This is a genomic window from Lentzea nigeriaca (assembly GCF_016907955.1).
GTDB classification, from domain to species: Bacteria; Actinomycetota; Actinomycetes; order Mycobacteriales; family Pseudonocardiaceae; genus Lentzea; species Lentzea nigeriaca.
On sequence record NZ_JAFBCX010000001.1, the window covers coordinates 695,757 to 721,248 of the forward strand.

The following is a 25,492-nucleotide window of genomic DNA, read 5'->3' on the forward strand; positions in this document are numbered from 1 at the left end:
CCCCGTCGCCGCACGTTGATAACCTGGGGAGACTTCTTTCCCCGGTTTTGGAGACCCTCAGCGATGCTCGACCGTGCCGTCGTCGACGCCCTGTTCCCCTCGGACCTGCCCGAGCCGTCCTTCTGGGAGGAGCAGTACCCGCCGCGACAGCTGCCGGAGGGCGCCAAGGTCACCCGCCTGGGCCCGTCGCCGACCGGTTTCCTGCACATCGGCGGCCTGTACGTCGGCATGATCGACCGCGACCTCGCGTCTCACTCCGGCGGCGCCTACATCGTGCGCGTCGAGGACACCGACCAGGCTCGTGAGGTCGAGGGCGCCGTCGAGCAGTTCAACCGCGCGTTCGCCTACTTCGGCATCGAGCCCGACGAGGCCGACACGGTGGGCGCCTACGGCCCGTACCACCAGTCGCAGCGCGAGCAGATCTACCTGACCTACGTGCGCGAGCTGCTGCGCGAGGACAAGGCGTACCTCTGCTTCGCCACGAAGGAAGAGCTCGCGGACATCACCGCGCGCCAGCAGGCCACGAAGCTCCCCACCGGCTACTACGGCCGCTGGGCGATCTGGCGCGACAAGACGGCTTCCGAAGTGCAGGAGGCTCTCGACGCCGGTCGCCCGTACGTCGTCCGCTTCCGCTCGCCGGGCAAGGCGGGGGAGCGCACGTCGTTCGTCGACGCGATCCGGGGTGCGCTGGAGCACGAGGCCAACCGCAACGACGTGGTGATCCTCAAGGCGTCCGACCAGTCGCCGCGCCTGCCCACGTACCACTTCGCGCACGCCGTCGACGACCACCTGATGCGCGTGAACCTGGTGATCCGCGGCGAGGAGTGGATCTCCTCCGTCCCGACCCACCTGCAGCTCTTCGACGCCCTCGGCTTCGAGCGCGTCGAGTACGCCCACATCGCGCCGCTGATGAAGCAGCAGGGCGGCTCCCGCCGCAAGCTCTCCAAGCGCAAGGACCCCGAGGCGTCCGTCGAGTTCTTCATCGAGGCGGGCTTCCCGGCCGAGGCCGTCCAGTACTACCTGCGCGGCCTGGTGAACGCCCGCCTCGCCGACCTCCCGCCGGCCGAGGCCCTGTCGTCCCCGATCTCCCTGGCCGAGTGCGGCGTCGCGGGCCCGCTGGTCGACCTGGTGAAGCTCGAGGACATCGCCGCCGACTACGTGGCCACCCTCTCCGGCGAGGAGATCATCGACCGCATCTCGGCGTGGGCAGCGACCCATGACCCGGACCTGGTCACCGTCCTGTCGACCGAGCGCGACGCGGCCCTGGCGGCCCTGCAGGTCGAGCGCGGCCCCGAGGTCGCGAACCCGCGCAAGGACCTCCGCAAGTGGTCGGACTTCCGCACGGCCTACGGCTTCTTCTTCCCGTCCCTGTTCCCCCTGGTCTCCGACCGCACCGACGAGCGCCTCGGCGGCCTGTCCCCGGACCTGATCGCGGCCTTCGCCGCCGACTTCGCCGACGGCTACGCCGACCTCGAGGACGGCCAGGAGTGGTTCGGCCAGATCCGCGAGCTCGCGGGCAAGCACGGCTTCGCCCCGAACCCCAAGGAGTTCAAGAAGAACCCGGACGCCTACCCCGGCTCCATCAAGGAGGCGGCGCAGCTGATCCGCGTGTCGCTGACCGGCTCGACCCGCAGCCCCGACCTGCACGCCGTCGCCCGCACGCTGGGCAAGGACGAGGTCCTGCGCCGGGTGCGCGCCCTCGCCGGCTGACGTTGCTCCACGCGGCCCCCGTTCCCACGGGAACCGGGGGCCGCGTCGATCCGGCGACGATCCAGCGGCACCGGCGGACGTCCTGGACGCGGATGACCGCCTCATCGCAGAGCGCTTGACCGCCGACTGCTCTGAGCAGCCGCCCGCCTGGCGCCGCGGGAGCCCAGTGGCGATGCGAAGCGAGCCGTGCTGGGCATCGCCGCGCCGTCCAAGCGGTAATTTCCGCAACCTACCAGCACAAGCGCAACCCCGATCGCAATCGTCGCGAAGCGGCGATGTCGAAACCAGCGCTCGTCAAGGCCTGAGCAACCAGGCCGGAACGCGACCCGCTCGCATCGGCGGCCCTCCGCTGACACGTGACGAACCCTCGCAAGCCGACCCGCGGGCCCCGGTACCAACCCGGCCACCGCGAGTCAGCCACCCAGCGTGGCCCAACTGCCCACCCCAGCCACCCAACCGGACCACCGCGCCCCCGCCCAAGCGACGCCCGCACGGGGGCCATGCGGGTTCCGGAACAAAGTCATGAGAGCGTTCCCATTGACGCAGACGTAACACAAAGTTGAGGATCTGCGGCATGCAGTGGAGAAGCACACTCGCCGCAGTGCTGGGGCTGACGCTCGCCGCCAGCGCGACAGCGGCCGCCGCGCCCGGAGCGCCGGAGGCGCAGGGGCCGAAACAGCCGGTCATCGGGCAGCCCAGGACTGAGCACGGGTGTGCCCGCATCGAGAAGTCCTTGCCCACCCTCGGTGACTGGCCCAAGGTCGAGAGCCAGCTGAAGGGTGACCGCAGGGACGAGGCCAGGATCAAGGCCATTCTCAAGGGCATGACGCTGGCCGAGAAGGTCGGTCAGATGACGCAGCCGGAGATCGGCGCGATCACCCCGCAGGACGTCACGACCTACGGGTTCGGGTCGGTGCTCAACGGTGGTGGCAGCTGGCCCGGCGCCAACAAGAAGGCCACGCCGCAGGACTGGCTGAAGCTCGCCGACGCCTACTGGGAGGCGTCGAAGCAGACGCGCACCAAGATCCCCGTCATCTGGGGCATCGATGCGGTGCACGGTAACAACAACGTCTACGGCGCAACGGTGTTCCCGCACAACATCGGTCTCGGCGCCGCGCACGACCCGTGCCTCGTCCGCGAGATCGCCGAGGCGACGGCTGAGCAGATCAGGGTCACGGGCCAGGACTGGGCCTTCTCGCCGACGCTGGCCGTCGTCAGGGACGACCGGTGGGGCAGGACGTACGAAGGCTTCAGCGAGGACCCGCGGATCACGCGCGCCTACGGGTACGAGGCCATCAAGGGCTTGCAGGACAACGCGAAGAGGCGCATCGGCGAGGACGGCGTGATCGCCACCGCCAAGCACTTCATCGGTGACGGCGGCACGACCGGGGGCAAGGACCAAGGGGTCAACGCCAGCACCGAGCAGGAAATGATCAACATTCACGGGCAGGGCTACTACGGGGCGCTGGCCGCGGGTGCGCAGACGGTGATGATCTCGTTCAACAGCTGGACGAACGACGTCATCACCGAGGGCAAGGTGCACGGCAGCAAGTACGTGCAGACCGGCATCCTCAAGGAGAAGATGGGCTTCGACGGGCTGCTCGTCTCCGACTGGAACGGCATCGGGCAGGTCACCGGCTGCACGAACGCCAGCTGCCCGCAGGCCATCAACGCCGGCCTGGACATCATCATGGTGCCCAACGACTGGAAGGCGTTCATCGCCAACACCGTGCAGCAGGTCGAGAGCGGCCAGATTCCGATGGCGCGCATCGACGACGCCGTCACCCGCATCCTGCGCGTCAAGCTGCGCGCGGGCACGTTCGACGCGCCGAAGCCCTCACAACGAGAGCACGCCGGGGAGCAGGAAGCGCTGCTGCACAAGGAACTCGCGCGTAAGGCCGTGCGGGAGTCCGCCGTGCTGCTGAAGAACAACAACCGGATCCTCCCGCTCTCCAAGCGCAGCAAGGTTCTGGTGGTCGGCAAGAGCGCGGACAACATCGGCAACCAGACGGGTGGCTGGACGCTGAGCTGGCAGGGCACCGGCAACACCAACGCCGACTTCCCCAACGCCACCAGCATCCTCAAGGGCATCCAGGACACCCTGGGCGCCGCCAACGTCACGTTCTCCGAGACCGCCGACAACGTCGACCCCGCACAGTTCGACGCCGTCATCGCGGTCATCGGTGAGACGCCGTACGCGGAGGGCGTGGGCGACATCGGCAAGCGGACGCTCGAGACCGCGCGCCTGTACCCCAAGGACCTCGCCGTGCTGGACAAGGTGTCCGGCAAGGGCAAGCCGGTCATCACCGTCTACGTCGGCGGCCGTGCGATGTACATGAACAAGGAGATCAACCGCTCCGACGCGTTCGTGGCCGCGTGGCTGCCCGGAACCGAGGGCCAGGGCATCGCGGACCTGCTGATTCGCGGACGCCACAACGGCTTCACCGGCAAGCTGTCCTACTCGTGGCCGCGCGGCGCCTGCCAGACGCCGCTCAACGACCCGAGCCAGGACCCGCTGTTCAAGCTCGGTTACGGCCTGCGCGACTGGCAGACCGGCAACGTCGGCAAGCTCGACGAGTCGAGCCCCGGCGGCACCTGCTCCGGCGGTGGCGGCGGCGAGGCCACCGAGGACCTGGAGATCTTCAACCGCGCGGACATCGCGCCGTACAAGAGCTACCTCGGCTCACCGGAGAACTGGGGCCTCGAGATCGGCCCTGACGGCCAGGCCTCGCAGGCGAACATCAACGTCGTGCAGTCCGACGTCAACGTGCAGCAGGACGCGCTCAAGACGACGTGGACCGGCGCCGGCCCCGGCCAGGTGTACCTGCAGAGCCCTACCGGCACCGACCTGCGCGGCTACGGCAACGCCAACGCGGCCGTCGAGTTCGACGTGATCGTGCACCAGGCCCCGGCCAACCGCACGGTCATCAGCGCGCACTGCAATTACCCGTGCTCGGCCGAAGTCGATGCCACGCAAGCGTTCCGCGCCCTCCCCATTGGACAGAAGAAGACCGTGAAGGTCGCGGTCAGCTGCTTCGCCGACAAGGGGCTGGACCTGGAGAACGTCAACACTCCGTTCCTGGTCTACACCGACGGCACGTTCCAGGCGTCGTTCGCGAACGTGCGGTGGGTGCCCAAGGCGGGCGCCGATCCGGACGTGCTTCCCTGCAACTAGCCCGAATCTGTGCCTCGCCCGAAACGTGCCCTACCGGCAGACCCGCCGGTAGGGCACGTCCGGGAAGTGCTCCGCCCACTGCTCGGGCGCGAGCGGTGCCGGACGCCGCTCGCACAGCCGCTCCACCGCTCGTTCGACGTCCACCTCCCACCACCGCACTGTCGTGTCGTTGCCACCCGACAACCCGCCGCCCGACCCGAAGATCTGACCGTCAGTCCTCGCAGAAGGCGCCCTGTGGGGGTAGGGCGCCCTCTGCGAGATAGGCCGTGATCTTCTCGGCGACGCACTTCTCGCTCTGGAAGAACCCGGTGTGGCCCTCGCCCCGGTGGGTCAGCAGGTGGCCGCTCCGCAACGTCGACACCAGCGCCACCGAGTCCTGGTACGGCGTGTCCGGGTCGCCGGTGTTGCCGACGACGAGGATCGGCGGTGCCCCCGCCGCCGTGAAAGGACCGGCGTACCGGGACCGCGACACGACGGGCCACTGGGTGCAGGCGGTGGCGTGCGCGTGGTCGTAGTTCGGCACCGCGTACGCCAGCGCCGGACCCGTCAGCGGCGCCACCGCCGACGCGATCGTGAGCCGGGGCTTGAGCTGCCCTCGGGGGAACACCCGGTCCGCGCACTCCACCGCCACGTTGACGGACAGGAAGCCCACGTCCGGCACGGCGAGCAGGGGCCCGGTGCGGTTCTGCGCCTCGGCCAGTCTCGTCGCGAGCTCGGGCCACGCGCGCTTGCCGCCGTCCAGCTCGGACACCACGTTGTACGTCAGTGTGGCGCCGTTGCCGACGAACGTGCCGTCGTCCACTACCGGGTCGGCGTCCAGCTCGTTCTGCAGCTTCACGAACGCCGCCCGCGGGTCGCCGTCACCGAACTCGCACGACGTGGCCACGCACCAGTCGAAGAACCGGCCGAGCGCCGCCTCGACGGCCCGGTACTGGCCCAGGTCGTACTCGTAGGGGTAGTTCGCGTAGGTGTGCGGGTTGTACGCGCCGTCGAGGGCGAGCACGCGGATGTTCTGCGGGAACAGGCTCGCGTAGACCGTGCCGATGTAGCTGCCGTACGAGATGCCGAGGTAGTTGAGCTTCTCGTCGCCGACCGCCTGCCGAAGGAGGTCCATGTCCCGTGCGACGTACTCGGTGCCGATGAACGGCAACAGCTTCGCGCTCTCCCGCTGGCAGGCGTCCGCGAACGCCCTGCCGTTGCGTACGGCGCTCTCGTACGAGTCCTTGCGCGGCCGGGCGGACGCCTCCTGCCAGGCCTTGGCGTACTCGTCCTGCGGCTGACAGGCGAGCGGCTGGCTGCGCCCGACGCCCCGCGGGTCGAACCCGATGATGTCGAACCGGTCGCGCAGCTCGGCGGGCCCGTCGGTGGCGAAGTAGCGCACGGTGCCATCAACACCGCTGCCGGGACCGCCGGGGTTGACGAACAGCGACCCGATCCGCCGGGAGGGGTCCGCGGCGCGCTTGCGCGTCACGCCGAGCTCGATCTTCTCGCCGGACGGGTCGCGATGGTCGAGCGGCACCTCGGCCGTCGCGCACTCGAACCCGTCCGCGCAGTCCGTCCAGGACAGCACCGGCACCGGCGCGTCCGTCGCGTGCGCGGCCGGGGAGCAGCCGGCCACCAGCACGCCGGTCAGGGCCCAGGCCAGGAACTTCACCGTGATGTTCTCCTCAGAAGTCGATCAGGAGAACGCTTTCACGTGTCCTGTCGAGACGCACCCCGCCTTCGGTAGGGCGTTACCCCCCTAGTCGGATACATCGAGGTCGACCGGTTCGCCTCTGATCGCGGTCACCGCACCGCCGGTCTGCGCGGCGAGCCACACCCCGAACCCGTCCGGATCCGTCGTGTGGACCGTGAAGGTGACGTCGTGACCGTACTCGGTGTCCGCGACGCGGTACCCGGCGGCGCGCAACGCGTTCTCCAGCTTGCCCGCCTGGTCGTGGTCCGCGGCCAGCAGCACGGTCTCGTGGCGCTCGCGGGTCAACGTGCCCAGCTCGTCGATCGCCTCCGACACGGCCCGCCCGTAGGCACGGACCAGGCCGCCCGCGCCGAGCTTGATGCCGCCGTAGTACCTGGTCACGACGACAGCGGTGTCGACGAGATCGCGGCGCGTCAGCACCTCCAGCATCGGCACACCGGCCGTGCCCGCGGGTTCGCCGTCGTCGGACGAGCGTTGCGTGTCTCGGGTGCGGAACGCCGTGCAGTTGTGCGTGGCCTGCCAGTGCTCCTTGCGGATCCGCGCGAAGAACTCCGCCGCCTCCTGCTCGGAGGCGACGCGGGCGACGTGGCACAGGAACCGCGACCGCTGGATCTCGATCTCGTGCGTGCCGTCCCGCCTGATCACCTTCACGGCTCGATTGTGCGCCTGCGCTCCGCCTCCAGGAACAGCGCGTCGAGCTCTGCCGGAGGCACCTCCTCGAGCTGCTCGAACGTGCACTGCTCCGGGTCTTTGTCCTGGCGGAACCGCACCAGCCGCGCGGTGTGCCGGAACCGGCCGCCCTGCACGTGCTCATATCGCACCTCGGCCACCCGCGACGGGGCGAGCAGCACGACCTGGAGCTGCTTCTCGGGGTTCCAGCGGCTGTTCATGCCGGGACCGGAGTACGTCGCCCACTCGGCCCAAGGGTGATCGGCGGGATCGAGCAGAGGCTTGAGCTCGTCGACGAGCTCGCGGCGCCGGGCCGCGGTGAAGCTGCTCGCCACACCCACGCTGCGCAGCTCGCCGTCCTGGTAGAGGCCGAGCACCAGCGACCCGACCGTCTCGCCGTCCTTGTGCCACCGGTACCCCGCGACCACGCAGTCGGCGGTGCGCTCGTGCTTCACCTTCCACATCACGCGCCTGTCCGGCTCGTACACGCCGTCGACCGCCTTGACCATCACACCGTCGAAGCCCGCGCCCTCGAACCGGGTGAACCAGTCCCGCGCGACCTCCGGGTCCGTCGTGGACGGTGTCAGGTAGACGCCGGGGATCTCGGTGACGATCTCCTCCAGTCTCGCCCGGCGTTCCCCCAGCGACAGTCCGGTGACGTCCTCGTCGCCGCAGGCCAGCAGGTCGAACGCCACGAACGACGCCGGTGTCTCGACGGAGAGCTTGCGCACCCGTGAGGCGGCGGGGTGCAGGCGCAGCTGCAGGGTGTCGAAGCTCAACCCGTCCGGGGTGACCAGCACGATCTCGCCGTCGACCACGCACCGCGGCGGCAGCGCCTCCTTGAGCAGCTCGACGACTTCGGGGAAGTAGCGCGTGAGCGGCTTGTCGTTGCGCGAGCCCAGTTCCACCTCGTCGCCGTCGCGGAACACGATGCAGCGGAAGCCGTCCCACTTCGGCTCGTACGCGAGACCGTCGCCGCGCGGCAGCTCGGGCACGGACTTGGCGAGCATCGGCTTCACCGGCGGCATCACGGGCAGGTCCACCCACGGACCATAAGCTCAGCGCAACGCCACCGCGAGCTTTTCGAGCTCCCGCACGTCGGCGTCCAGCCCGTCGCCGTCGGGGACGGCCAGCGCGATCGGGCGGCGCAGGGTCACCGCGCCCGACCTCCGCGTCTCCAAGCCCGCCCGCAGCCGGTCGGCGAGAGGCAGCTGCTCCGGCGCCTCGGCGACGTACGGGCTGATCCGCACGAGCCCGTCCCGGCACTCGATCACGCGCCGATAGTAGCGCCGGTGCACGCCCCGCAACGAGAACGCGTCGCGCTTCGACGGCACGCGGTGCAGCGCGTCCTCGGGGAACGACTGGTGCAGCAACGTCCACAGCGGAGCGAGCCGGTGGTAGGCGCGCAGATGCCGCAACCACAACCGCATCGCCGACAACCGCATCGCGGCGATCGGGTAGACGACACCGAGGCAGCACGACAACACGCCGGGCAGCAGGAACCACACCGCGGTGGTCAGCAGCCAGCGGGGGAGCGGCTCGCCGAAGTAGCGGGAGACGTTCGACGCCACGAAGATCGCGTCGGCCGGCACCAGCAGCCCGAGGCCGGTCGAGGTGATCAGCAGGCCCCTGCGCAGCCGCGGTTCGGCGCCGCGGGCGTAGCGGCGGGCCCAGACGAACATCGCCGCGAACCCGTAGAGCAGATAACCGTTGCCCACCCCGTAGAACACGGTGATCGCGAGGACACCGGTCGGCCCGCCGCCCAGCGAGTGCGGCACGAGCGCCGCCGCGACCCGCAGGTCGCCGGGGATCGCGACCACGGCCCACGTCATGGCCGAGATGCCGAGGACCAGCGGCGTGAGCTGGATCAACGCCTGCCTGCGCGCTCGGGTGTCGTCGAGCGCGGAGAAGACGAAGAAGCAGATCAGGCCGTAGACACCGATCTGCAGCATCACGTGCTGGATCAGCTGGCTGACCATCGGGTCGAGCCCGAGGAACCACCTGCCGTCCGCCGCGGCCCTGCCGAACGGGTGCCCGATCGCCCAGCCGGCGACCAGGCCCGTGACGCTGCGCAGCCGCGGGTCGTGCGGGCGGCGCGCGAGCAGGTACAGCATGATCGCGAAGCAGCTCAGGGCGACGATGCCCTGCGTTTCCTTCAGATACTCCACGTCAGAGCCACCCCAGGCGGTCGGCGAGCGAGGAGGCCATGCGCCGGGCCGGGCCCTCCGAGGCGCGCGGCGCGACCTTGTCCAGCACCGAGGCCCATTCGAGGATGATCGTCGCGACCGTCTCGGCCTCGCGCTCGTGCGCGGTGTCGTAGGAGGTGCGCCGCAACGCCCTGCGCACGGCGTCCGGTTCGAGCTCGGCCGGTTCGAGATCGGGGTGGAGGCCCGCGAGCAGGTCGTCGTCCTGCTCGTCGCTCGTGTGGCCGGCCAGCACGTGCCCGAGTTCGTGCAGGATGATGTGGTTCTGGTGCGCCTTCGACGTTTCCCGCTGGTAGAGGATGTAGTCGGCCTTGGCGGTGGCGATCCACACGCCGAACGGGCCGGGCACCGGGATCGGGTGCGCGATCAGCCTGATGGGTTTGCCCCGCTGGTCACCGACGCGGCGGCAAAGCTCCTCGACGTCCAGGGGTGGCTGGATGTCCAGCTCGTTCAGCAGGCGGCGGCACCGCCTGCGCAACTCTCGTTCGGCCACGAGTCATCCTTCGCCGCGCTCGGCCTGTTCCTGTCGGTAGACGACGTCCAGCAGCTCCATCACCAGGCGGCGGCGGTCCGGCGACAACTCGCCCGCGCGCATGGCCATCAGCTGCGCGTCGCTGCCCGCGGCGAGCTCGGTGAGCCGGGTCTGCTCCTGCTGCAACGACTTCAGCTGCTCGTCGACGCGGTCGGTGACCTCGTCGTCGAAGAAGTAGCTCACGGGCACGCCGAAGAAGCCTGCCAGTGCCTGCAGGTGCTTGAACGTCGGGTTGTCCTTCTTGCCCTTGCGCAGCTGCCAGATGTAGCTCTGGGAGATCGTCACGCCGGTGTCCGCGATCGCCGCCGCCACCTGCTCGTTGCTGTACTCCTGGCCGGAACGGGCGGTGTGCACGGCGAAGAGGTGGTTGAGCTTGTCAGCCAGGGACCGTTCCCCCGCCATTGCCGGCTCCCCCCGTTGCGCGCAGTGAGCGTTTCCACCCACGGAAAGGGCTGTCTGGGTGACGGGATTTTCACGAGTTGAAACCCCGCCAATGGTCAACATAGACTCCTGGCGATCCTGTCTCAACTGCGGTGAGGAGGAGCGCGGACATGGCCCTTGCGGAGCGCCAGGGTTCCTTTCACCGGACGGTGATCGACGTCGTCTACCGCACCATGGACCAGCTCGCGCGGACCGACTCGCCGGGCGAGGTCTACGAGCTGCGCGAACAGCTGCGCGCCGCCCTGCCGTGGTGGCGCGGGCTGCTGCGCGTGCACGAGCCGAACGAGCGGCACCGGTGCAGGTCGTGCCGCTCCTGGTACGGGCGGCACCGCGCGTGGCCCTGCCCGGTCTGGCGGGACGCGGTGTCCGCGTTGCACCAGCTCAACGACATGTACGGGTTCCTGGGCGCGTCCCACCCGGCCTCCGTCGTGAGGAGACCGGGGGAACGGGTGACCGTGACCGGGCCGCAGCTCGGCCGCGACGACTAGCAGCGAGTCGCAGCTGTCTCTTGGGATGTGACAGTGAGAGTGATGCCGGCAGGCAGCCGCGTTTCGATCATGAAGATCGCGCTCTCCTGGCTGCCAACTGCACGGTTGGCAGCAGTCAGGGTGATCAGCAAACGTTTGCGTCAGCATTTCCCTACCGCCATCTCGGCGCCGATGTGCATGAGAACGCGACCATCCGGGCTTTCGGAGACGAGCACCAGACCGCCCAGCCCCCTGCCAACGCGTCGGAGCACAACCAAGCCGCGACGCTCTACTAGCTAGCTAGTAGGCCGTCGCGGCTTAGTTGTGTGGTCCGCGATCTTGAGTTGGTTGTAGTTGCGAGCCGAGGCAAACGTTTGCTGATCACGCCACCTACCGCCAACTCATGATCACATCGCCGACACGCCGCGCGACACGCGGACGACCGGCCCATACCAAAGGTTAGAGGCGACGGTCTACTAGCTGTACTGCACAGCGAGGTTGCGAACGGTCCGCCACGTGATCGGATGATCTTGGAATGAGGGAGGGCGTCCGGGCTCGGTGTGGATTGCGACATCTACGACCGGCTAACCAGGAAGCCCTCGATTACTCACGCCAACGCGTCGCTGACCGGGCTGGGCACGCTGCGCCTGGCCCGGTGTGTCGTCGACGATGGCTGGCCGCGGAGCGGTTCCGGGGTTCCCGCGGTGGCTGCACACCTACAATTCACCACCACGATCACACCGCACTCAACGGCCGGCCGCCGGCCGCGTTCCGAACCTCTCAGGTCAGGACAACTAGCCGATCCTGAAGCTCTGCGCCGCCGACCCGTCGCAGGCCGCCTGGATCAGCTGCACGCCGTCGGTGCTGCCGGCCGGTGCGCTCAGGCACTTGCCGGAGTGCCGCGCGGTCAGCGTCGAGTAGCCGTCCGCGCCGGTCGTGACGCGCCACTGCTGGTTGTTCCCGCCCACGTACTCCCACAGGTGGATGCCCGCACCGTCCGAAGTGGACACGTTGCTCACGTCGAGCACCTCGGCCGGGTCGTTGCGGTACTCCAGGCGCGAGTAGCCGTCGCTCGTGGCCACCGCGCGGAAGTTCTGCGCGGTGGTCCCGTTGCAGGAGTACTGCTGGATGACCGTACCGTTCGTGAGGCCCGCGGACCGTGCGTCGACGCACTTGCCGTTGCCCTTGTTGACGAGCGTCTTCCAGCCGGGCTGCGGCTGCGGGGTGCCGCCACCGCCCAGCCACAGCAGGCTGTCGATCAGGAACCTGTTCTGGTCCGAGCTCGCGAAGGTCGAGGACAACGGCCTGTTGTTCGCGTAGTCCATCGCGTTGTGGCCGAAGTTGGCGTAGATCATCTTGAAGTTCTTGTTCGTCCACATGATCGGGTAGTAGCCGCTGCGCCACTGCTGGTTCGGGTCGGTGCCGAGCGGGAAGCTCGACTCGTCGACGCTCGCCAGGATCTGGATGTCGGGGTTCGTGCGCAGGTCACGTGACCAGCTGTACCACTCGCTGACCGAGGAGGTGACCTTCTCGGGCAGGTGCGCGGTCGAGGGGTGCGTGCGGGTCTCGACCTTCAGCGTCGCGGTGGTCGGGCCCCACGTGTTGTTGACGAAGTTTCCCTTTCCCAGGAACGTGTTGTGGTACCACGACCACTCGTTGGCGTTCTGCGTGAACGCCGAGACGTGGAAGCCGAGCCACGCGCCGCCCGCTTCCATGTAGCGCTGGAAGCCCGCGCGCTGGGTGCCGCTCGGCAGGTCGTCGAGGAAGACCACGACCTGGGCCTGGGCCGGGGTGAGGGTGTTCAGCCGGTTCCAGTCCGTCGTGGCCTCGTAGGTGAAGCCGTTCTCCTGCCCGGCGCGGGTCAGCCACGGGTTGGCTTCCTTGACGAACGAGATGTGCGCGAGGTCGTTCGTGCCGTAGTAGAAGCCGAGGACCTTGAACGGGGCCGCCTGGGCCGGGCCGGTGGCCGAGAGGCCGACCGGGAACAGCGTCGCGCCGAGCAAAGCCAGTAGTGTCAACAGTGTTCGAGCCATCCGGGCACACCTCACCATCGCAGGGTTGCGCGCCCGAAGATCAGCGTAGGGATGGTCCAGACCTGTCGGGGACCGGGACGTTCACAGAATTCTTTTGCGCCACAACATGATCCCGCCCAGCACGGCCAGTCCGCCCAGCGCCGCCACCACGGCCGCCAGGCCGAACCTCGTTGTGCTGGACGGCGGTTGTTCGGTGGTCGACGCAACAGGGACGGGTCGCGGAGGGCTCGAGTTCGACGTGGAGGGTGCCGCGGAGCTGGATGTCGGCACCGTCGCCGTAGCAGCCGGCTTCGCTTCGGGTGCGGGAGCAGGAACGGGTGCCGGTGCGGGCGCCGGAGCCGCGGCCGGTGCGGCGATCTCGACGTCCGTGCACGAGTAGTAGGTGTCCGGCGTGTCGGTGTTCTGCCAGACGGTGTAGATGACATGGCGCCCGGTCCGCTTCGGCAGCCGCACCTCGAACTCGTACGAGCCGTTGACCAACGGGGGAGTGGGCACGCTCAGGAACTGCTCCAGATCCGCCCACCGCAGCGCGCGCGTCGGCGAGTAGCCGTCCCTCGTCACGTAGAAGCGGAACGACCCCTGATGCGGGATCGTCGCCCGATAGGTGAAGGCGGTGCTCTTGAGCTTCGTCGCCGGCCACTCCGCGGAGGGCAGGTCGAGCCCGGCGTACTTCGCGATCCCGGCACTGCACAGCTTCCCGTCGGGAACCCTCGCCGCGTCCTGCCCTGCCACGTTCGGGAGCCGGATGTTGTCCCACTCCTTGGACGGCAACCCCGCCTGAATGGCACTGCGGCAGGGCGAGGATGATGCTGTGGTCTGACCGGGCGAGCACAGAAAAGCCCTGCTCGCCGGGTCGGTGGGCGCGCCATGGGCGTGCGCGGGAACCGCGGAGAGCATCATGAGCAGCGTCAGAACGCCCACAAGGCGAAACACGAGCACCTCCCCTGTCTTTCTAGGGGTACGCGTGCAAGACCCGAGTCGTTCACGAAAGATGTATTGCCATGTCCTTCGCTGATGAGGTGTCCGCCGCCGCAGCCAGGCTCGGTGGTGTCGCCCGCACCACACCGCTCGAGGTGAACCAGCGGCTGTCCGAGAGGACCGGCGCGCGGGTGTGGTTCAAGCGCGAGGACCTCCAGGTCGGCCGCTCCTACAAGCTGCGCGGCGCGTTCAACCTGCTGTGCCAGACCGAGTTCGCGGTCGGCGGCGCGGTCTGCGCGTCGGCGGGCAACCACGGCCAGGGCATGGCCTACGCGTGCCGCCGCCTCGGCGTCCCCGGTCGCGTGCACGTCCCCCGCACCACCCCGCGCCAGAAGCGCGACCGCATCTCCGCCCTCGGCCAGGGCATGGTGCAGCTGGTCGTGGACGGCGACACCTACGACGACGCGGCCGCGCTGGCCAAGGAGTACGCGCTGGCCACGGGCGCGACCCTCGTCCCGGCGTTCGACGACCGCCGCACGGTCGCGGGCCAGGGCACCGTCGGCCTGGAGATCGTGCAGCAGCTCGGCGGCGCGCCCGACGTGGTCGTGGTGCCGGTCGGCGGTGGCGGTCTGCTGTCGGGCGTCGGCACGTGGTTCGCCGAGCGCTTCCCTCGCACCCGCGTCATCGGCGTGGAGCCGGCGGGCGCGGCGAGCATGATCGCCGCCATCCAGGCGGGCACCCCGGTGACGCTGCCGGAGGTCGACTCGTTCGTCGACGGAGCCGCCGTGCGCAGGGTGGGCGACGTGACGTTCCCGATGGTTCGCGACAGCGGCGCCGAACTGCTCACCGTGGCCGAGGGTGCGGTGTGCACGGAGATGCTGGAGCTGTACCAGATCGACGGCATCATCGCGGAGCCCGCGGGCGCGCTCGCCTCGGCGGCGTTGCTGGAGGAGATCACCGTTGCGCCCGACTCGACGGTCGTGTGCCTGCTCTCCGGCGGCAACAACGACGTCTCGCGTTACGCCGAGGTCGTCGAGCGGTCGATGATCCACCGCGGCCTCAAGCACTACTTCCTGGTGGAGTTCCCGCAGGAGCCGGGTGCGCTGCGGCGGTTCCTCGACGAGGTGCTGGGCAAGGACGACGACATCGTCCAGTTCGAGTACATCAAGCGCGACAACCGGGAGACCGGCGCCGCGCTGGTGTGCATCGAGCTGGGCCGCCGCGAGGACTACGACCTGCTGTGGGGCCGGATGAAGGAGTCCCCCCTCAAGATCCAGCACGTGGCGCCGGGCACCACCGCGTACCGCTTCCTGATCTGAGCGGCGATCAAGGACTGACACCTTCCCGGAAAGGGGAGATGCCGGGCACGCCTCGCGGAGTGCCCGGCACCGGGATCACGGCTTCGGTGGACAGGTCTTCCACGCGAAGTGGTAGGTCGTCTCGATCGACCCGTCGGTCGAGTCCATCGAGATGAAGCTCGTGACCTTCGTCGGGTCGGACGTGCCCGCCGAGACCCGCAGCTCGGTGTTGATGTTGAAGTTTCTCTTCTCACCACACGGGTGGTAGACGATCGCGGCGAGTTCGTTCGTGTCGGTCGCCTGCCAGTCGTCGCTGAGCGGGCCCTTGTAGTTGTGCTGTCGGTAGGCCGTCTCCGACATGCCCTGGAAGTAGTAGTTGGCCTTCTCCAGGGCCGTGGCGCCGCGTTCGAGGTGCGCGAAGCCGCGGTAGTCGGTGGACGCGATGCCGTAGGTGAAGCCGGACGGCACGTTGACGCGCAGGTTCAGCTGGCAGTTCTTGCGGAAGTCGGTCGGCTTCGCCTGCGGCCCGACCTGCGCCATGAACTCGCTGTAGGTGACGGTGAACGCCTTGTTGTCCGGGCTCACGGCGACCGCGGCCGTGCCGGCCTTACAGCCCGACCCGTTGATGGTCACGACGTCGATCGTGATGATGTCCGGCGGGGGCGTCGTACCGGGTGCGCCTCCGGGCGGAATGATGATCGTCGACATCGCGAGCGCGGCCGCGGCCAGTGTGTTGAGCATGGGGCACCTTTCCGTCTGGGGTTCAACAAAATGAACGGGCGGCGGCAATGGGTGCCTGGATCAGCAGCGCTTCCAGGAGAACTGGTACTTCGTGCTCACGCTGCTGTCCGTCGAATCCATGGTCATGAAGCTCGCGGCCTTCGAGGAGCCCGCGTTCACCCGCAGCTCGGTGTTGATGTTCAGGTGCCGCACTTCACCGCACGGCGCGTAAACGATTTCCGAGACCTGGGCGCGGTCGGTCGCCTGCCAGTTGTCGCTCTTCGGGCCGGAGAAGTTGTGCGAACGGCTCGCGCCCTGCGACATGCCCTGGAAGTAGTAGTTCCCCTTCTCCGTGCTCGTCGCCCCGGCCTGCAGGTGGACGAACCCGCGGTAGTCCGCCTGAGCGATGCCGAACGTGAAGCCCTGCGGATAGGTGACTCTGATGTTGAGCTGGCAGTTCTTGCGGAAGTCTGTCGGCGACGAGCCCTGTCCGGCCTGGGCGAGGTAATCGCTGTAGGTGACTGTGAACGCCGTGCGGTCGTCGGCGGCCGCGACCGCGGCGGTGCCGGCGGGACAGCCGGAACCGTTCACGGTGACCACGTCGATCGTGACGAAATCGGGAACGTCGGGAACTGCGTGCGCGGCGGGCGCGGTGAGAACCGCGGAGACCACTAGGGCAGCAGCCGCCACCATTTTCAGCATGGCCAGCCTTTCTTTCCGGGTGTGTAGTACCGGCGGCGGAAGTCAGACGATATCGGAAACCCTTGTCGAGAAAGGGCCGCCGAATGGGTGACTGAATTGCACGGTAATGGGTTGAGGAAAGCAGGACTAATTGCACGGCCGAAAATTCGGTGCGTGCGCGAACCATGCTCACCCACGATCTGGCGAATTAACCTGACGATTGCCTGACGATCTCGTGGGACTGGTCCGTTCGGGTGATGCGAGGTGGGCGGTCCGCTGCCGTGCGAGATCGAGAAGTGGGACGCGGGTGCCAAGCCGAAGCACGAGTGAGCTGTCGCACCCCTGGGATGAACCACTCCTCGTCATGCGTTGATACTCATGACTTCTTCCGACCTCGATGAGGAGTGCCACTGATGGCTCCCGACCAGCTGACCGTCTACTCGACCTCGTGGTGCGGCTACTGCCGGATCCTGAAGAACCAGCTCGACCGCGAGGGCATCGAGTACGTCGAGATCAACATCGAGGAGACGCCCGGCGCGGCCGACTTCGTGATGAGCGTGAACGGCGGCAACCGCACGGTGCCGACCGTCCACTTCCCGAACGGCTCGGCGCTCACCAACCCGTCGCTGGCCCAGGTCAAGGAACAACTCGCGGCCTAGTCGGAGTGGAGCTGGGCGGTGGTGGAAGCGCCGTCCAGCGCCTCCCGGATGATGTCCGCGTGCCCGCAGTGGTGCGCGGTCTCCCGGAACAGCTGCAGCACGATCTTCCGTACCGACCACGGCTCGGGGTTCGGGTCCCACGGCGCGGACGGCATCTGAACCAGCTTGTCGAGATCGGCTGCGCGCACGGCCTCGTCGGTCGCGCGCCCGGCCTCGACGTAGGCGGCGAGCAGCTCGTCGACCGAGTCGCCGTCCCACGTGTACTGGCTGGTGTCGAACATGCCGTCGGGGATGCCGGGCCGCTCGGTCAGGATGTGCGTGTACGCCCGCTCGCCCTGGGTGAGGTGCTTGAGCACCCCGCCCAGGGTGAGCTCGCTGACCGTGGTGCGCTTCCCGGCGTCGGCCGCGGTGAGGCCCCGCATCGTGATGCGGACCATGCGGCGCTCGTCGTTCAGCATGGACAGCAGTTCGTTGTGCTCCGTGGTCATGGCCGTGAACGCTATGACCGAACTAGGACAGGTCCGGTCCTAATGGTGCGACTCGGAACGCGGCAGCATTCCGCGCCACACCATCAGCAGTACAGGTTCGCTCCTGCGGGAACGCCGAGGATGCCGACGAACTGCTGGTACTTCGTCACGCGGCTCTGGACCTGGGCGGGGTTGCCGCCGTTGCACTCCAGCGATCCGTTGATGCTGCGGATCGTCTCGCCGAACCCGTTGCCGTTGACCATGGCGTTGTGTCCCGTGGTCCAGCCGGGTCCGGTCTGCGTGTTCCAGTACCAGAGGCCCGTCTTCCACGCGACGGCCGCGTCCTGCTCCACCAGCCACGGGTTGGTCAGCAGGGGCAGGCCCAGCGCGTCGCCGGCGTTCTTGTAGTTGACGTTCCACGACAGCTGGATCGGGCCGCGGCCGTAGTAGTTCTGCGCACCGGCGGGGCAGCCGTAGGGCTTGCTGGTGTCGCAGTAGGTTCCCGGCGTGATCTCCCTGATGTAGACGAGGCCGCCGGTCTCGTGCGAGACGTTCGCGAGGAACGCCGCCGCTTCCTGCCTCTTCACCGTGTCGCTGCCCGTCGTCGCGAACGCGGGGTACGCGCTCATCGCCGCCACGAGGCCGCTGTAGGTGTAGAAGCTGTTGCGGGACGGGAACATCTGGTTGAACTGCGCCTCGCTGACGACGAAGCTGCCGCCGCCGCCACCTCCGCCACCGCCGTTGCAGTCGTACGGATCCCAGTACCAGGTGGACACCGTTGGGCTGTAACCGGGATTGTCGTGTTCGGCGATGTAGAAGCTGCCTTCGAACCTGACGATGGAGCCGGCGGTGTACCACTGGCCCTGCACCCAGTCGGTGTAGGTACAGGTGCCGCCGCCGCCTCCGCCGCCGTCACAGTTGTACGGATCCCAGTACCAGGTGGAAACCGTTGGGCTGTAACCGGGATTGTCGTGTTCGGCGATGTAGAAGCTGCCTTCGAATCTCACGATGGAACCTGCGGTGTACCACTGACCCTGCACCCAGTCGGTGTACGTACACGCCTGCGCTGTCACTTCCGCCTGTGAGGATGCGGCCGGTGCGATGACGGCCAACGCCGCCGCCATCACACCTGCCGCGATAGACGCCAAGATGCGTTTTCTCAGCAAGGGTCACCCACTCCTGGAGTCTGCGCGCCCGAGGAATCAAGGATGTGAACAATGCTGAGATTGGCACCAGTGGTCCAGACCAGTCAAGGGTCTAGACCTATTCAGCAGTACAGGTTGCCGCCGGGAGCGACGCCGATGATCCCGGTGAACTGCCGGTACTTCGACACGCGGCTCTCCACCGTGCCGGGGTTCTTGCCGTCGCACTCCAGTGATCCGTTGATGCTGCGGATCGTCTGGCCGAAGCCGCGCGAGTTGACCATCGCGCTGTGCGGGGTCATGGTGCCCGGCCCGTTCTGCGTCATCCAGTACCAGATCGCGGTCTTCCATGAGGTGGTGGCGTTGGTGGCGACCTGGTCGGGGTTCTTCAGCAGGTTGATGCCGAGGTAGTCGCCCGCCGCCTTGTAGTTGAAGTTCCACGACAGCTGGATCGGGCCGCGGCCGTAGTAGGCCCTGGTGCCGGCGGGACAGCCGTAGGGCTTGCTCTCGTCGCAGTAGTCACCGTTCTGGTTGATCTCGCGGATGTACACGAGCCCGCCGGTCTCGTGCGAGACGTTGGCGAGGAACGCCGCGAGCTCCTGCTTCTTGACGGTGTCGCTGCCCTGGTTCGCGAACGAGCCGAACGCGCCCATCGCGGCCTTCAGGCCGCCGTAGGTGTAGAAGCTGTTCCGGGACGGGAACATCCGGTTGAACTGCGCCTCGGTGACGATGAACGGCGCCGCCGTCGCCGGCTGCACGAGCGTGAAGACGCCCAGCACCGCGACGATCAGGGCGGCGGCGCGTGTTCCGAACATGGAGACCAACTCCTCAGAGCATCAGCGCGCCCACTGTGTGTTACCGCTCTCACGGTGGCAGGTGCGGCATGCCGGGCACAAGAGTTGGTCTATACCTTTTAGGAGCCGGAACCGTACGGGCGCGTGATGATCTCCAGCGCGTGGCCGTCCGGGTCGTCCCAGTAGACCCCGCGGCCGCCGTCGTTGCGGTTGATCTGGTTCGGCTGGCTGTGGAACGGGTCGGCCCAGTGGTCGAGGCCGCGCTCCTGGATGCGGCCGAAGATCTGGTCGAACTCCTCCTCGGTCACGAGGAACGCGTAGTGCTGCTCGGCGATCGGCCCCGGGCTGGTCAGGTAGTCGAGCGAGACGCCGTTCGCGACCTCGACGACGAGGAACGGGCCGAAGCGGACCGGCTCCGGCAGGTCGAAGAGCTCGGTGAGGAACCGTGCCGAGCGCTCCTGGTCGGTGGCGTGGACGATGGTGTGGTTGAGCTGTACGGACATGGTTCCTGCTTACTCGCATGTCAGGGAGTTGTCAGCGCGAACGGCGATGATCGCCCCCATGAAGAAGGGGATCATCGCCGTCGCGTTCGTGCTGCTCGGTTTCGTCTTTCCCGGTGTGGCCAACGCGGAGACGCCACCCGGATGCGCGAGCGCGGCGCAGATCGGGTCGACCGCGTACATCCAGTTCCAGGGGAACAACATTGCCTCGGTGAAGCAGTTCGCGGGCTGTGGCCACAACTACTCCTACGTCTACATGTGGGAGAGCTTCCGCAACTCCGGCAAGAACTGGATCACGCAGACCGCGATCGCCGTGTACAGCAGCGCGAGCGACACCACGCCTGACACGCACAAGGGCGGCAACAGCAACCCGAACAACCCCAAGGAGTTGTGGGGCAAGCCCGCCGACACCCTCGACAAGTGCACCGCCGCCTACGGTCTGGTGTACGTCTACCAGTACGACAACTACTCCAAGTACACCGGCAAGCGCTGCTAGTGGAGCGTCGCGGCTTAGTTGTGTGGTCCGCGATCTTGAGTTGGTTGTAGTTGCGAGCCGAGGCAAACGTTTGCTGATCACGCCACCTACCGCCAACTCACGATCACATCGCCGACACGCCGCGCGACACGCGGACGACCGGCCCATACCAAAGGTTAGAGGCGACGGTCTACTAGCTCCTGACGGCTGCCGTGTGGGTGGTCTTGCGGGTCTCATGGTCGACCGCCGACCTCCGATGGGTGTCGGGTCGGCGACGATCAGGCAATACTGCGTTCATGCGGACACTGGTTGTAGCCGGGCTGTTACTGGGTCTAGCAGTCCCCGCACAGGCACAAACAGACGCAGACCCTTCGTCGCTCGTGAATCCCTTCGTGGGAACCCAGAACTTCGGCAACACCTTCCCCGGCGCCTCGGTACCGTTCGGAATGGTGCAGGTCAGCCCTGATACGGGAGGTCAGGGCGGATACGACTACAAAGCCAACTCGATCTACGGTTTCTCACAGACGCACCTGTCGGGCGTGGGCTGCGGAGTCATGGGCGAGCTGCCGGTGATGCCGACAGTCGGGTCCGTTGACAACGTTGACATCAACGCTTACAAGTCGGCGTTCAGCCATTCGGACGAGACCGCCCAGCCCGGTTACTACCGCGTCGGGCTGTCCCGCTACGGGATCAACGCCGAGCTCGGTTCCACTCAGCGGACCGGTTGGCAGCGCTACACGTTCCCCTCTTCCGGGGCTGCCAACGTCCTGTTCAACACCGGACGGTCCAACCAGACGGTGCTCGACTCCGAGATCCACGTCGTCGGTGACCGGACCATCGAGGGCCGGGTGCGCAACGGCCGGTTCTGCGCGGGCAAGGACGAGCACACCATCTACTTCACCGCGTCGTTCGACCGCCCGTTCGCGTCCTTCGGAGCGTGGCGGGGGAGCGTTCCCACGCCAGGCGTTCGCGACGCGGCCGGAACCGGCGGCAACGGCGCTTGGGTCACGTTCGACGCCACGGCCGACCGGGACGTGGTGCTGAAGATCGGCCTGTCCTACACCGGTCTGGAGGGCGCCAGGAAGAACCTCGCGGCGGAGGCTCCTTCGTACGACTTCGACGCGGTGACGGCGGCGGCGAAGGACGTGTGGAAGAAGCAGCTGGACGCCGTGCGGGTGTCCGGCGGCTCACGGGACCGGCAGGTCGCCTTCTACACCGCGCTGTACCACTCGGTGCTGCACCCGAACCTCGCCGGCGACGTCGACGGCAAGTACATGGGCTTCGACGGCCGCGTGCACACTGCGTCCGGCTACACCCCGTACCAGAACTTCTCGCTGTGGGACACCTACCGGCCACAGAACCAGCTGCTGCAGATCCTGGAACCACGCGTGGCGCGTGACGTCGCACTGTCCGTCGTGGCCAGTGGACGTGACGGAGGATGGTTGCCGCGCTGGGCTTTGGCGTCGTCCGAGACCAACATCATGACCGGCGACCCCGTGACGCCGTTCCTGGTCGAGGCCTGGTCGAAGGGCTTGCTGCGCGGGCACGAAGGGGAGACGTACCAGCTGTTGCGCGCCAACGCTTTGTCGCTTCCTCCCGCGGACTCGCCGTACAACGGACGGTCCGGCGTCAAGTACTACTCGGACCGCGGCTACGTCCCGTCCGGCCTGAAGCTCGGGACGGACTGCGCGCACAAGGGCGGCGACAACGACTGCGTGCACCCGGCGTCGGCGACCCTGGAGTACTCGGCGGCGGACGCGTCCCTGGCGTTGATGGCGCGCGGTCTCGGCCATCGCGACGATGCGCGCCTGTTCGCTGATCGTGGCCAGTGGTACCGAAACCTGTGGGACTCCTCGATCGGGCAGTTCCGGCCACGCACGGTCGCCGGCACCTGGCTGACGCCGTACAACCCGGTCGACGCGTCGCACCAGTTCCACGAGGGCGGCGCCTACCAGTACCAGTGGCTGGTCCCGCAGGACCCGGCCGGTCTGGTATCGCTGATGGGCGGCCGCCGTGAGGCCGAGAAACGCCTCGACGCGTTCTTCGCCTACGAGAAGCTCCTGACCGACCCCGCCGGCACCGCCCGGCACGACTGGATCACCGAACCGTACGACTACTACGGCAAACCCACCTACAACCCGAACAACGAACCCGATCTGCTCGCGCCCTACATGTACCTGTGGACGGGCACGCCGTGGAAGGCCGCGACGGTCGTGCGCGCGGCGATGACGTTGTTCACCACCGGCCCGGACGGCATGACCGGCAACGACGACCTGGGCACGATGTCGGCCTGGTACGTCTTCTCCTCGCTCGGCATGTACCCGACGTTCAGCGGCGGCGACTTCCTGGCGCTGTCGTCACCGCAGTTCCCGTCGGCGACCGTCCGAATCGGACAGTACGGCTCGCAGGGTGGCACGCTCGTGGTTTCGGCGCCCGGCGTCTCCGACTCGGCGCGGTACGTGAGCAGCGCCTCGCTGAACGGGCGCGATGTCCGCAAGACGTGGCTGTCGTGGTCTTCGGTGCAGCACGGCGGGAAGCTGGCCTACGACGTGTCTTCGCGGCCTTCGTCCTGGGGCACCGGACGTTCGGACGAGCCGCCGTCGTTGAACGACGGCAACCTCGATGCGCGACGTGCGGTGTCCGCGTCCTTGCGGAACACCGAGATCGTGCTGCCGACGTCGGACTCCGCGCAGTCGCTGACGTTGCAGCTCGACGTGCTGGCGCAGTCGCCGTCCGGGACGACTGTCCGGCCTGTCGTCACGGCGCCTGCCGGGTGGACGGTCAGCGGTGCTCGGCCGGTTGTGATCGCGTCGCGGCATCTGCCCGTGCAGAAGACCGTGCCGTTGACGGTGTCGGTGCCCGCAGGGACGGCTCCTGGCGCGTACGAGGTTGTGGTGAAGGTCGAGTCCGTTGTGGTGAAGGCAGTTGTTGAGGTCAAACCGGCCGCGGTGTGTGCGTTCTCGACGTGTTCGGTCGATGTCGGGCCGGAGCGCAACCACGATGGAACGGCTTCTGTGGCCGAACCGGCTTCCGGCGACTTCGACGGTGGCGGGTGGAGCTACGACGCGGCGTTGCTGCCTGCTGCCGGGCCGGTGACGTGGGGTGGGATCACCTACCAGGCACCGGATCCCACCGGGACCGCCCTGAACTTCGTCGAGGCTCGTGGACAGGGGATGTTGTTGCCTTCGGGGCAGTTCTCGTGGCTGCACGTGGTCGGTGCCTCGCACAACGGGCCGGTGTCGACGTCGTTCACCGTTTGGTACACCGACGGGACCTCGGCCGAGGTGGCTGCTTCGGTGCCGGACTGGGCTGGTGGTGGCCCGGTGGTGTTGGAGATGCCGCATCGGATCAAGGCCGGTCAGGGGGTGGACGGGCCTGCGGTTCGGTTGTTCGGGCAGTCTTTGCGGCTGGATGCGGGGAAGACCGTTCGGTCGGTGACGTTGCCTGATGATCCTCGGGTGGAGTTGTACGCGCTCACGCTCGCCTGATTGTGGTTGCTGGGTGTGCCGGGCTGCTGTTCTCGCGGCTCGGCACACCCAGCTCTGGTCTGAGGCTGGTTCTGAGGGTACGGCGGGAGGTTGGGTTTGGCGGCTTCGCCGACCCGGCACATGCCCTCCTTCGTCGGGCGTGTGCCGGACCGAATTCTGTGGCCGGGTTGCGGGGCGTGGTCGGGTGGCGTGCGGTGGGCGCCGGTTGTGTGAGGGGTCGCCAGAGTGCGGGTTGCGATCCGAAGGTTCCCGTGGGGAGCGCAACCCGGTGCCGGGCGGTGGTCGTGGTTCAGAACGGTGGTGGGTCGTCGAAGACCGGTTCAGGTTCGCGGCGGTAGGTCTTCCCCGCCGGGCTGCGGAACTGGAACGTGCCCGGCATGGGCTGGACGACCTCCCACGCCGTGCGGTGTTTGACCCGGTGGTGATGCTTGCAGAACGGGCCCAGGTTCTCCTGCGAGGTCGGGCCCAGCGGGAACGGCACCGTGTGGTCGAGCTCGGACTGGTGCGCGGGCCGCATGCAGCCGGGGAACCGGCAGGTCCGATCCCGCGCCCACACGAACCGCCGCAACCGCGCCTGAGGCCGGTAGGTGCTGGTCCCGAACTCCAAAGCCTCCCCGGTGACCGGGTCGGTCAGCAGCCGCCGCCAGGTCGCGTCCCCAGCCAGCTCCCGCGCCAGATCGGCGGTGACCGGTCCATACCCGGCGAGTTCGCCGGGCTGCTCGGACAGGCCCATCAGGGTGGCGGCGGACACGGTCACGTACATCTCGACCTTCACCGCGCTGGTCCTGTCCGGCGTGGCCAGCAGCAGGTCGGCCACCACGTCGGCGCGAATCTGGTCCAGGGTGCGGGGGTCGTCGGGGTGCTGCAGGCCGCGGGCGATCGTGTCGACCCGGTCGTAGCACGCCGCGGCCTTCTCCAGCGGCAGATACGCCCACAACCGGGCCATCTGGTCGGGAAGCGGATCAACCCCGGTGCAGCGCTGGGATTTGCGCGTCTCCGCCCGGTCCCGATGCCCGTCGGGGTCGACGCGCATCACCACCCGGCCCGCCAGCCGCCGCACCTGCGCACCGGTCTTGCCGTCGGCCTTGGCCAGCACACTCTCCTCGACCTGCGCCGCCAGATCCGCCGACAACGGCATCGTCGTGTCGTACAGGACACGGGCCTTGTACAGGTCGATCTCCCCCTTCTCCAGGGCGTCCAGCGTGCGCGGCAGCTTCGACGCCAGGTCCAGCGCCAGCGCCATCTGGTTGGCCGTCCAGGCGGAGGTCCAGTGCATCGCGGCGGCGATCTCGGCGTCGAAGAACTCCTCACCCTCACACGCGAGCGCGTACTCGGCGAGGATCCGCAAACCCTGCGCCTGATGATAGGCGACCTGTTTCTCGTGATAGGCGAGAGCATCGAGAACCTCGACGACATCCATACC

Annotated in this window: 22 protein-coding genes and 1 pseudogene; 8 read left to right on the forward strand and 15 right to left on the reverse strand. The window is 68.0% G+C overall.

The window, feature by feature from the left end:
- The first annotated feature begins 63 nt into the window (after window positions 1–63).
- Together JOD27_RS02380 and JOD27_RS02385 are read left to right on the forward strand one after the other, a co-directional pair.
- Entirely contained in the window at window positions 64–1,710 is a 1,647-nt protein-coding gene (locus tag JOD27_RS02380; protein ID WP_204760409.1) for a glutamate--tRNA ligase, read from the forward strand.
- A gap of 574 nt (window positions 1,711–2,284) precedes the next feature.
- Window positions 2,285–4,885: a glycoside hydrolase family 3 protein gene (locus tag JOD27_RS02385; RefSeq protein WP_204760410.1), complete on the forward strand. Its 2,601-nt coding sequence runs from the start codon at window positions 2,285–2,287 to the stop codon at window positions 4,883–4,885.
- Between the two features lie 211 nt (window positions 4,886–5,096).
- On the opposite strand, the gene JOD27_RS02390 is transcribed toward JOD27_RS02385, so the two are convergent.
- The 6 genes from JOD27_RS02390 to JOD27_RS02415 all read right to left on the reverse strand — a co-directional run bounded on the left by JOD27_RS02390 (window position 5,097) and on the right by JOD27_RS02415 (window position 10,388).
- Window positions 5,097–6,539 carry an alpha/beta hydrolase gene (locus tag JOD27_RS02390; protein ID WP_204760411.1) on the reverse strand — a complete coding sequence of 481 codons (1,443 nt, stop codon included), beginning with the start codon at window positions 6,537–6,539 and terminating at the stop codon, window positions 5,097–5,099.
- 87 nt (window positions 6,540–6,626) lie between these two features.
- Entirely contained in the window at window positions 6,627–7,232 is a 606-nt protein-coding gene (locus JOD27_RS02395; protein WP_204760412.1) for a YigZ family protein, read from the reverse strand.
- The gene (locus JOD27_RS02400) at window positions 7,229–8,293 is read right to left on the reverse strand and encodes an ATP-dependent DNA ligase (protein WP_204760413.1); all 1,065 of its coding nucleotides are present in this window, start codon (window positions 8,291–8,293) and stop codon (window positions 7,229–7,231) included. Before JOD27_RS02400 ends, JOD27_RS02395 begins: the two co-directional genes overlap by 4 nt.
- 15 nt (window positions 8,294–8,308) lie before the next feature.
- Window positions 8,309–9,418, reverse strand: a complete 1,110-nt coding sequence (locus tag JOD27_RS02405) for an MAB_1171c family putative transporter (protein WP_204760414.1) — start codon at window positions 9,416–9,418, stop codon at window positions 8,309–8,311.
- Between the two features lies 1 nt (window position 9,419).
- The gene (locus JOD27_RS02410) at window positions 9,420–9,947 is read right to left on the reverse strand and encodes a hypothetical protein (protein WP_204760415.1); all 528 of its coding nucleotides are present in this window, start codon (window positions 9,945–9,947) and stop codon (window positions 9,420–9,422) included.
- Window positions 9,948–9,950: 3 nt separating this feature from the next.
- Window positions 9,951–10,388 (reverse strand): helix-turn-helix domain-containing protein, encoded by a 438-nt coding sequence (locus JOD27_RS02415; RefSeq protein WP_204760416.1) that lies wholly within the window; start codon window positions 10,386–10,388, stop codon window positions 9,951–9,953.
- A gap of 149 nt (window positions 10,389–10,537) precedes the next feature.
- Between JOD27_RS02415 and JOD27_RS02420 the strand changes: the two genes are divergently transcribed.
- Complete coding sequence (locus JOD27_RS02420) at window positions 10,538–10,915, forward strand: hypothetical protein (protein ID WP_204760417.1); 378 nt, start codon at window positions 10,538–10,540, stop codon at window positions 10,913–10,915.
- A 675-nt stretch (window positions 10,916–11,590) separates the two neighbouring features.
- Window positions 11,591–11,692, forward strand: a pseudogene (locus tag JOD27_RS47110) (IS481 family transposase); the annotation flags it as partial.
- Here the strand turns inward: JOD27_RS47110 and JOD27_RS02425 are convergent.
- Together JOD27_RS02425 and JOD27_RS02430 are read right to left on the reverse strand one after the other, a co-directional pair.
- Window positions 11,689–12,927, reverse strand: coding sequence for a ThuA domain-containing protein (locus JOD27_RS02425; protein ID WP_204760418.1), 1,239 nt, complete (start codon window positions 12,925–12,927; stop codon window positions 11,689–11,691). The pseudogene JOD27_RS47110 and the gene JOD27_RS02425 sit on opposite strands and share 4 nt — an antisense overlap.
- A gap of 81 nt (window positions 12,928–13,008) precedes the next feature.
- A complete protein-coding gene (locus JOD27_RS02430; RefSeq protein ID WP_204760419.1) occupies window positions 13,009–13,860 on the reverse strand; it encodes a lytic polysaccharide monooxygenase auxiliary activity family 9 protein in 852 nt (283 codons plus the stop codon).
- Between the two features lie 68 nt (window positions 13,861–13,928).
- Between JOD27_RS02430 and ilvA the strand changes: the two genes are divergently transcribed.
- Window positions 13,929–15,164, forward strand: a complete 1,236-nt coding sequence (gene ilvA, locus JOD27_RS02435) for a threonine ammonia-lyase IlvA (RefSeq protein ID WP_204760420.1) — start codon at window positions 13,929–13,931, stop codon at window positions 15,162–15,164.
- A gap of 75 nt (window positions 15,165–15,239) precedes the next feature.
- Here ilvA and JOD27_RS02440 read toward each other — a convergent pair whose 3' ends face one another.
- Window positions 15,240–15,884 carry a DUF4360 domain-containing protein gene (locus JOD27_RS02440; protein WP_204760421.1) on the reverse strand — a complete coding sequence of 215 codons (645 nt, stop codon included), beginning with the start codon at window positions 15,882–15,884 and terminating at the stop codon, window positions 15,240–15,242.
- 60 nt (window positions 15,885–15,944) lie between these two features.
- Window positions 15,945–16,565: a DUF4360 domain-containing protein gene (locus JOD27_RS02445; RefSeq protein ID WP_189253744.1), complete on the reverse strand. Its 621-nt coding sequence runs from the start codon at window positions 16,563–16,565 to the stop codon at window positions 15,945–15,947.
- Window positions 16,566–16,957: 392 nt separating this feature from the next.
- Between JOD27_RS02445 and JOD27_RS02450 the strand changes: the two genes are divergently transcribed.
- Window positions 16,958–17,203, forward strand: a complete 246-nt coding sequence (locus JOD27_RS02450; protein ID WP_189253742.1) for a mycoredoxin — start codon at window positions 16,958–16,960, stop codon at window positions 17,201–17,203.
- Here the strand turns inward: JOD27_RS02450 and JOD27_RS02455 are convergent.
- The 4 genes from JOD27_RS02455 to JOD27_RS02470 all read right to left on the reverse strand — a co-directional run bounded on the left by JOD27_RS02455 (window position 17,200) and on the right by JOD27_RS02470 (window position 20,109).
- Window positions 17,200–17,691: a DinB family protein gene (locus tag JOD27_RS02455; protein ID WP_204760422.1), complete on the reverse strand. Its 492-nt coding sequence runs from the start codon at window positions 17,689–17,691 to the stop codon at window positions 17,200–17,202. The genes JOD27_RS02450 and JOD27_RS02455 overlap by 4 nt on opposite strands.
- A gap of 83 nt (window positions 17,692–17,774) precedes the next feature.
- A complete protein-coding gene (locus JOD27_RS02460) occupies window positions 17,775–18,794 on the reverse strand; it encodes a chitinase (RefSeq protein ID WP_204760423.1) in 1,020 nt (339 codons plus the stop codon).
- 143 nt (window positions 18,795–18,937) lie between these two features.
- Window positions 18,938–19,627: a chitinase gene (locus JOD27_RS02465; RefSeq protein ID WP_204760424.1), complete on the reverse strand. Its 690-nt coding sequence runs from the start codon at window positions 19,625–19,627 to the stop codon at window positions 18,938–18,940.
- A 98-nt stretch (window positions 19,628–19,725) separates the two neighbouring features.
- Window positions 19,726–20,109, reverse strand: a complete 384-nt coding sequence (locus tag JOD27_RS02470; protein ID WP_204760425.1) for a VOC family protein — start codon at window positions 20,107–20,109, stop codon at window positions 19,726–19,728.
- 58 nt (window positions 20,110–20,167) lie between these two features.
- Between JOD27_RS02470 and JOD27_RS02475 the strand changes: the two genes are divergently transcribed.
- The gene (locus tag JOD27_RS02475; protein ID WP_204760426.1) at window positions 20,168–20,602 is read left to right on the forward strand and encodes a hypothetical protein; all 435 of its coding nucleotides are present in this window, start codon (window positions 20,168–20,170) and stop codon (window positions 20,600–20,602) included.
- A gap of 275 nt (window positions 20,603–20,877) precedes the next feature.
- Complete coding sequence (locus JOD27_RS02480; protein WP_204760427.1) at window positions 20,878–24,069, forward strand: GH92 family glycosyl hydrolase; 3,192 nt, start codon at window positions 20,878–20,880, stop codon at window positions 24,067–24,069.
- Window positions 24,070–24,358: 289 nt separating this feature from the next.
- On the opposite strand, the gene JOD27_RS02485 is transcribed toward JOD27_RS02480, so the two are convergent.
- Complete coding sequence (locus tag JOD27_RS02485) at window positions 24,359–25,489, reverse strand: HNH endonuclease signature motif containing protein (RefSeq protein ID WP_204760428.1); 1,131 nt, start codon at window positions 25,487–25,489, stop codon at window positions 24,359–24,361.
- Window positions 25,490–25,492 lie beyond the last annotated feature (3 nt).

What these genes read in the sequence shown, in the direction of transcription:
- JOD27_RS02445 (WP_189253744.1), bottom strand. Translation starts at nt 16,565, where the DNA reads ATGCTGAAAATGGTGGCGGCTGCTGCCCTAGTGGTCTCCGCGGTTCTC.
- JOD27_RS02455 (WP_204760422.1), bottom strand. Translation starts at nt 17,691, where the DNA reads ATGACCACGGAGCACAACGAACTGCTGTCCATGCTGAACGACGAGCGC.
- JOD27_RS02440 (WP_204760421.1), bottom strand. Translation starts at nt 15,884, where the DNA reads ATGCTCAACACACTGGCCGCGGCCGCGCTCGCGATGTCGACGATCATC.
- JOD27_RS02425 (WP_204760418.1), bottom strand. Translation starts at nt 12,927, where the DNA reads ATGGCTCGAACACTGTTGACACTACTGGCTTTGCTCGGCGCGACGCTG.
- JOD27_RS02475 (WP_204760426.1), top strand. Translation starts at nt 20,168, where the DNA reads ATGAAGAAGGGGATCATCGCCGTCGCGTTCGTGCTGCTCGGTTTCGTC.
- JOD27_RS02460 (WP_204760423.1), bottom strand. Translation starts at nt 18,794, where the DNA reads ATGGCGGCGGCGTTGGCCGTCATCGCACCGGCCGCATCCTCACAGGCG.
- JOD27_RS02420 (WP_204760417.1), top strand. Translation starts at nt 10,538, where the DNA reads ATGGCCCTTGCGGAGCGCCAGGGTTCCTTTCACCGGACGGTGATCGAC.
- JOD27_RS02485 (WP_204760428.1), bottom strand. Translation starts at nt 25,489, where the DNA reads ATGGATGTCGTCGAGGTTCTCGATGCTCTCGCCTATCACGAGAAACAG.
- JOD27_RS02415 (WP_204760416.1), bottom strand. Translation starts at nt 10,388, where the DNA reads ATGGCGGGGGAACGGTCCCTGGCTGACAAGCTCAACCACCTCTTCGCC.
- JOD27_RS02450 (WP_189253742.1), top strand. Translation starts at nt 16,958, where the DNA reads ATGGCTCCCGACCAGCTGACCGTCTACTCGACCTCGTGGTGCGGCTAC.
- ilvA (WP_204760420.1), top strand. Translation starts at nt 13,929, where the DNA reads ATGTCCTTCGCTGATGAGGTGTCCGCCGCCGCAGCCAGGCTCGGTGGT.
- JOD27_RS02470 (WP_204760425.1), bottom strand. Translation starts at nt 20,109, where the DNA reads ATGTCCGTACAGCTCAACCACACCATCGTCCACGCCACCGACCAGGAG.
- JOD27_RS02380 (WP_204760409.1), top strand. Translation starts at nt 64, where the DNA reads ATGCTCGACCGTGCCGTCGTCGACGCCCTGTTCCCCTCGGACCTGCCC.
- JOD27_RS02480 (WP_204760427.1), top strand. Translation starts at nt 20,878, where the DNA reads ATGCGGACACTGGTTGTAGCCGGGCTGTTACTGGGTCTAGCAGTCCCC.
- JOD27_RS02385 (WP_204760410.1), top strand. Translation starts at nt 2,285, where the DNA reads ATGCAGTGGAGAAGCACACTCGCCGCAGTGCTGGGGCTGACGCTCGCC.
- JOD27_RS02465 (WP_204760424.1), bottom strand. Translation starts at nt 19,627, where the DNA reads ATGTTCGGAACACGCGCCGCCGCCCTGATCGTCGCGGTGCTGGGCGTC.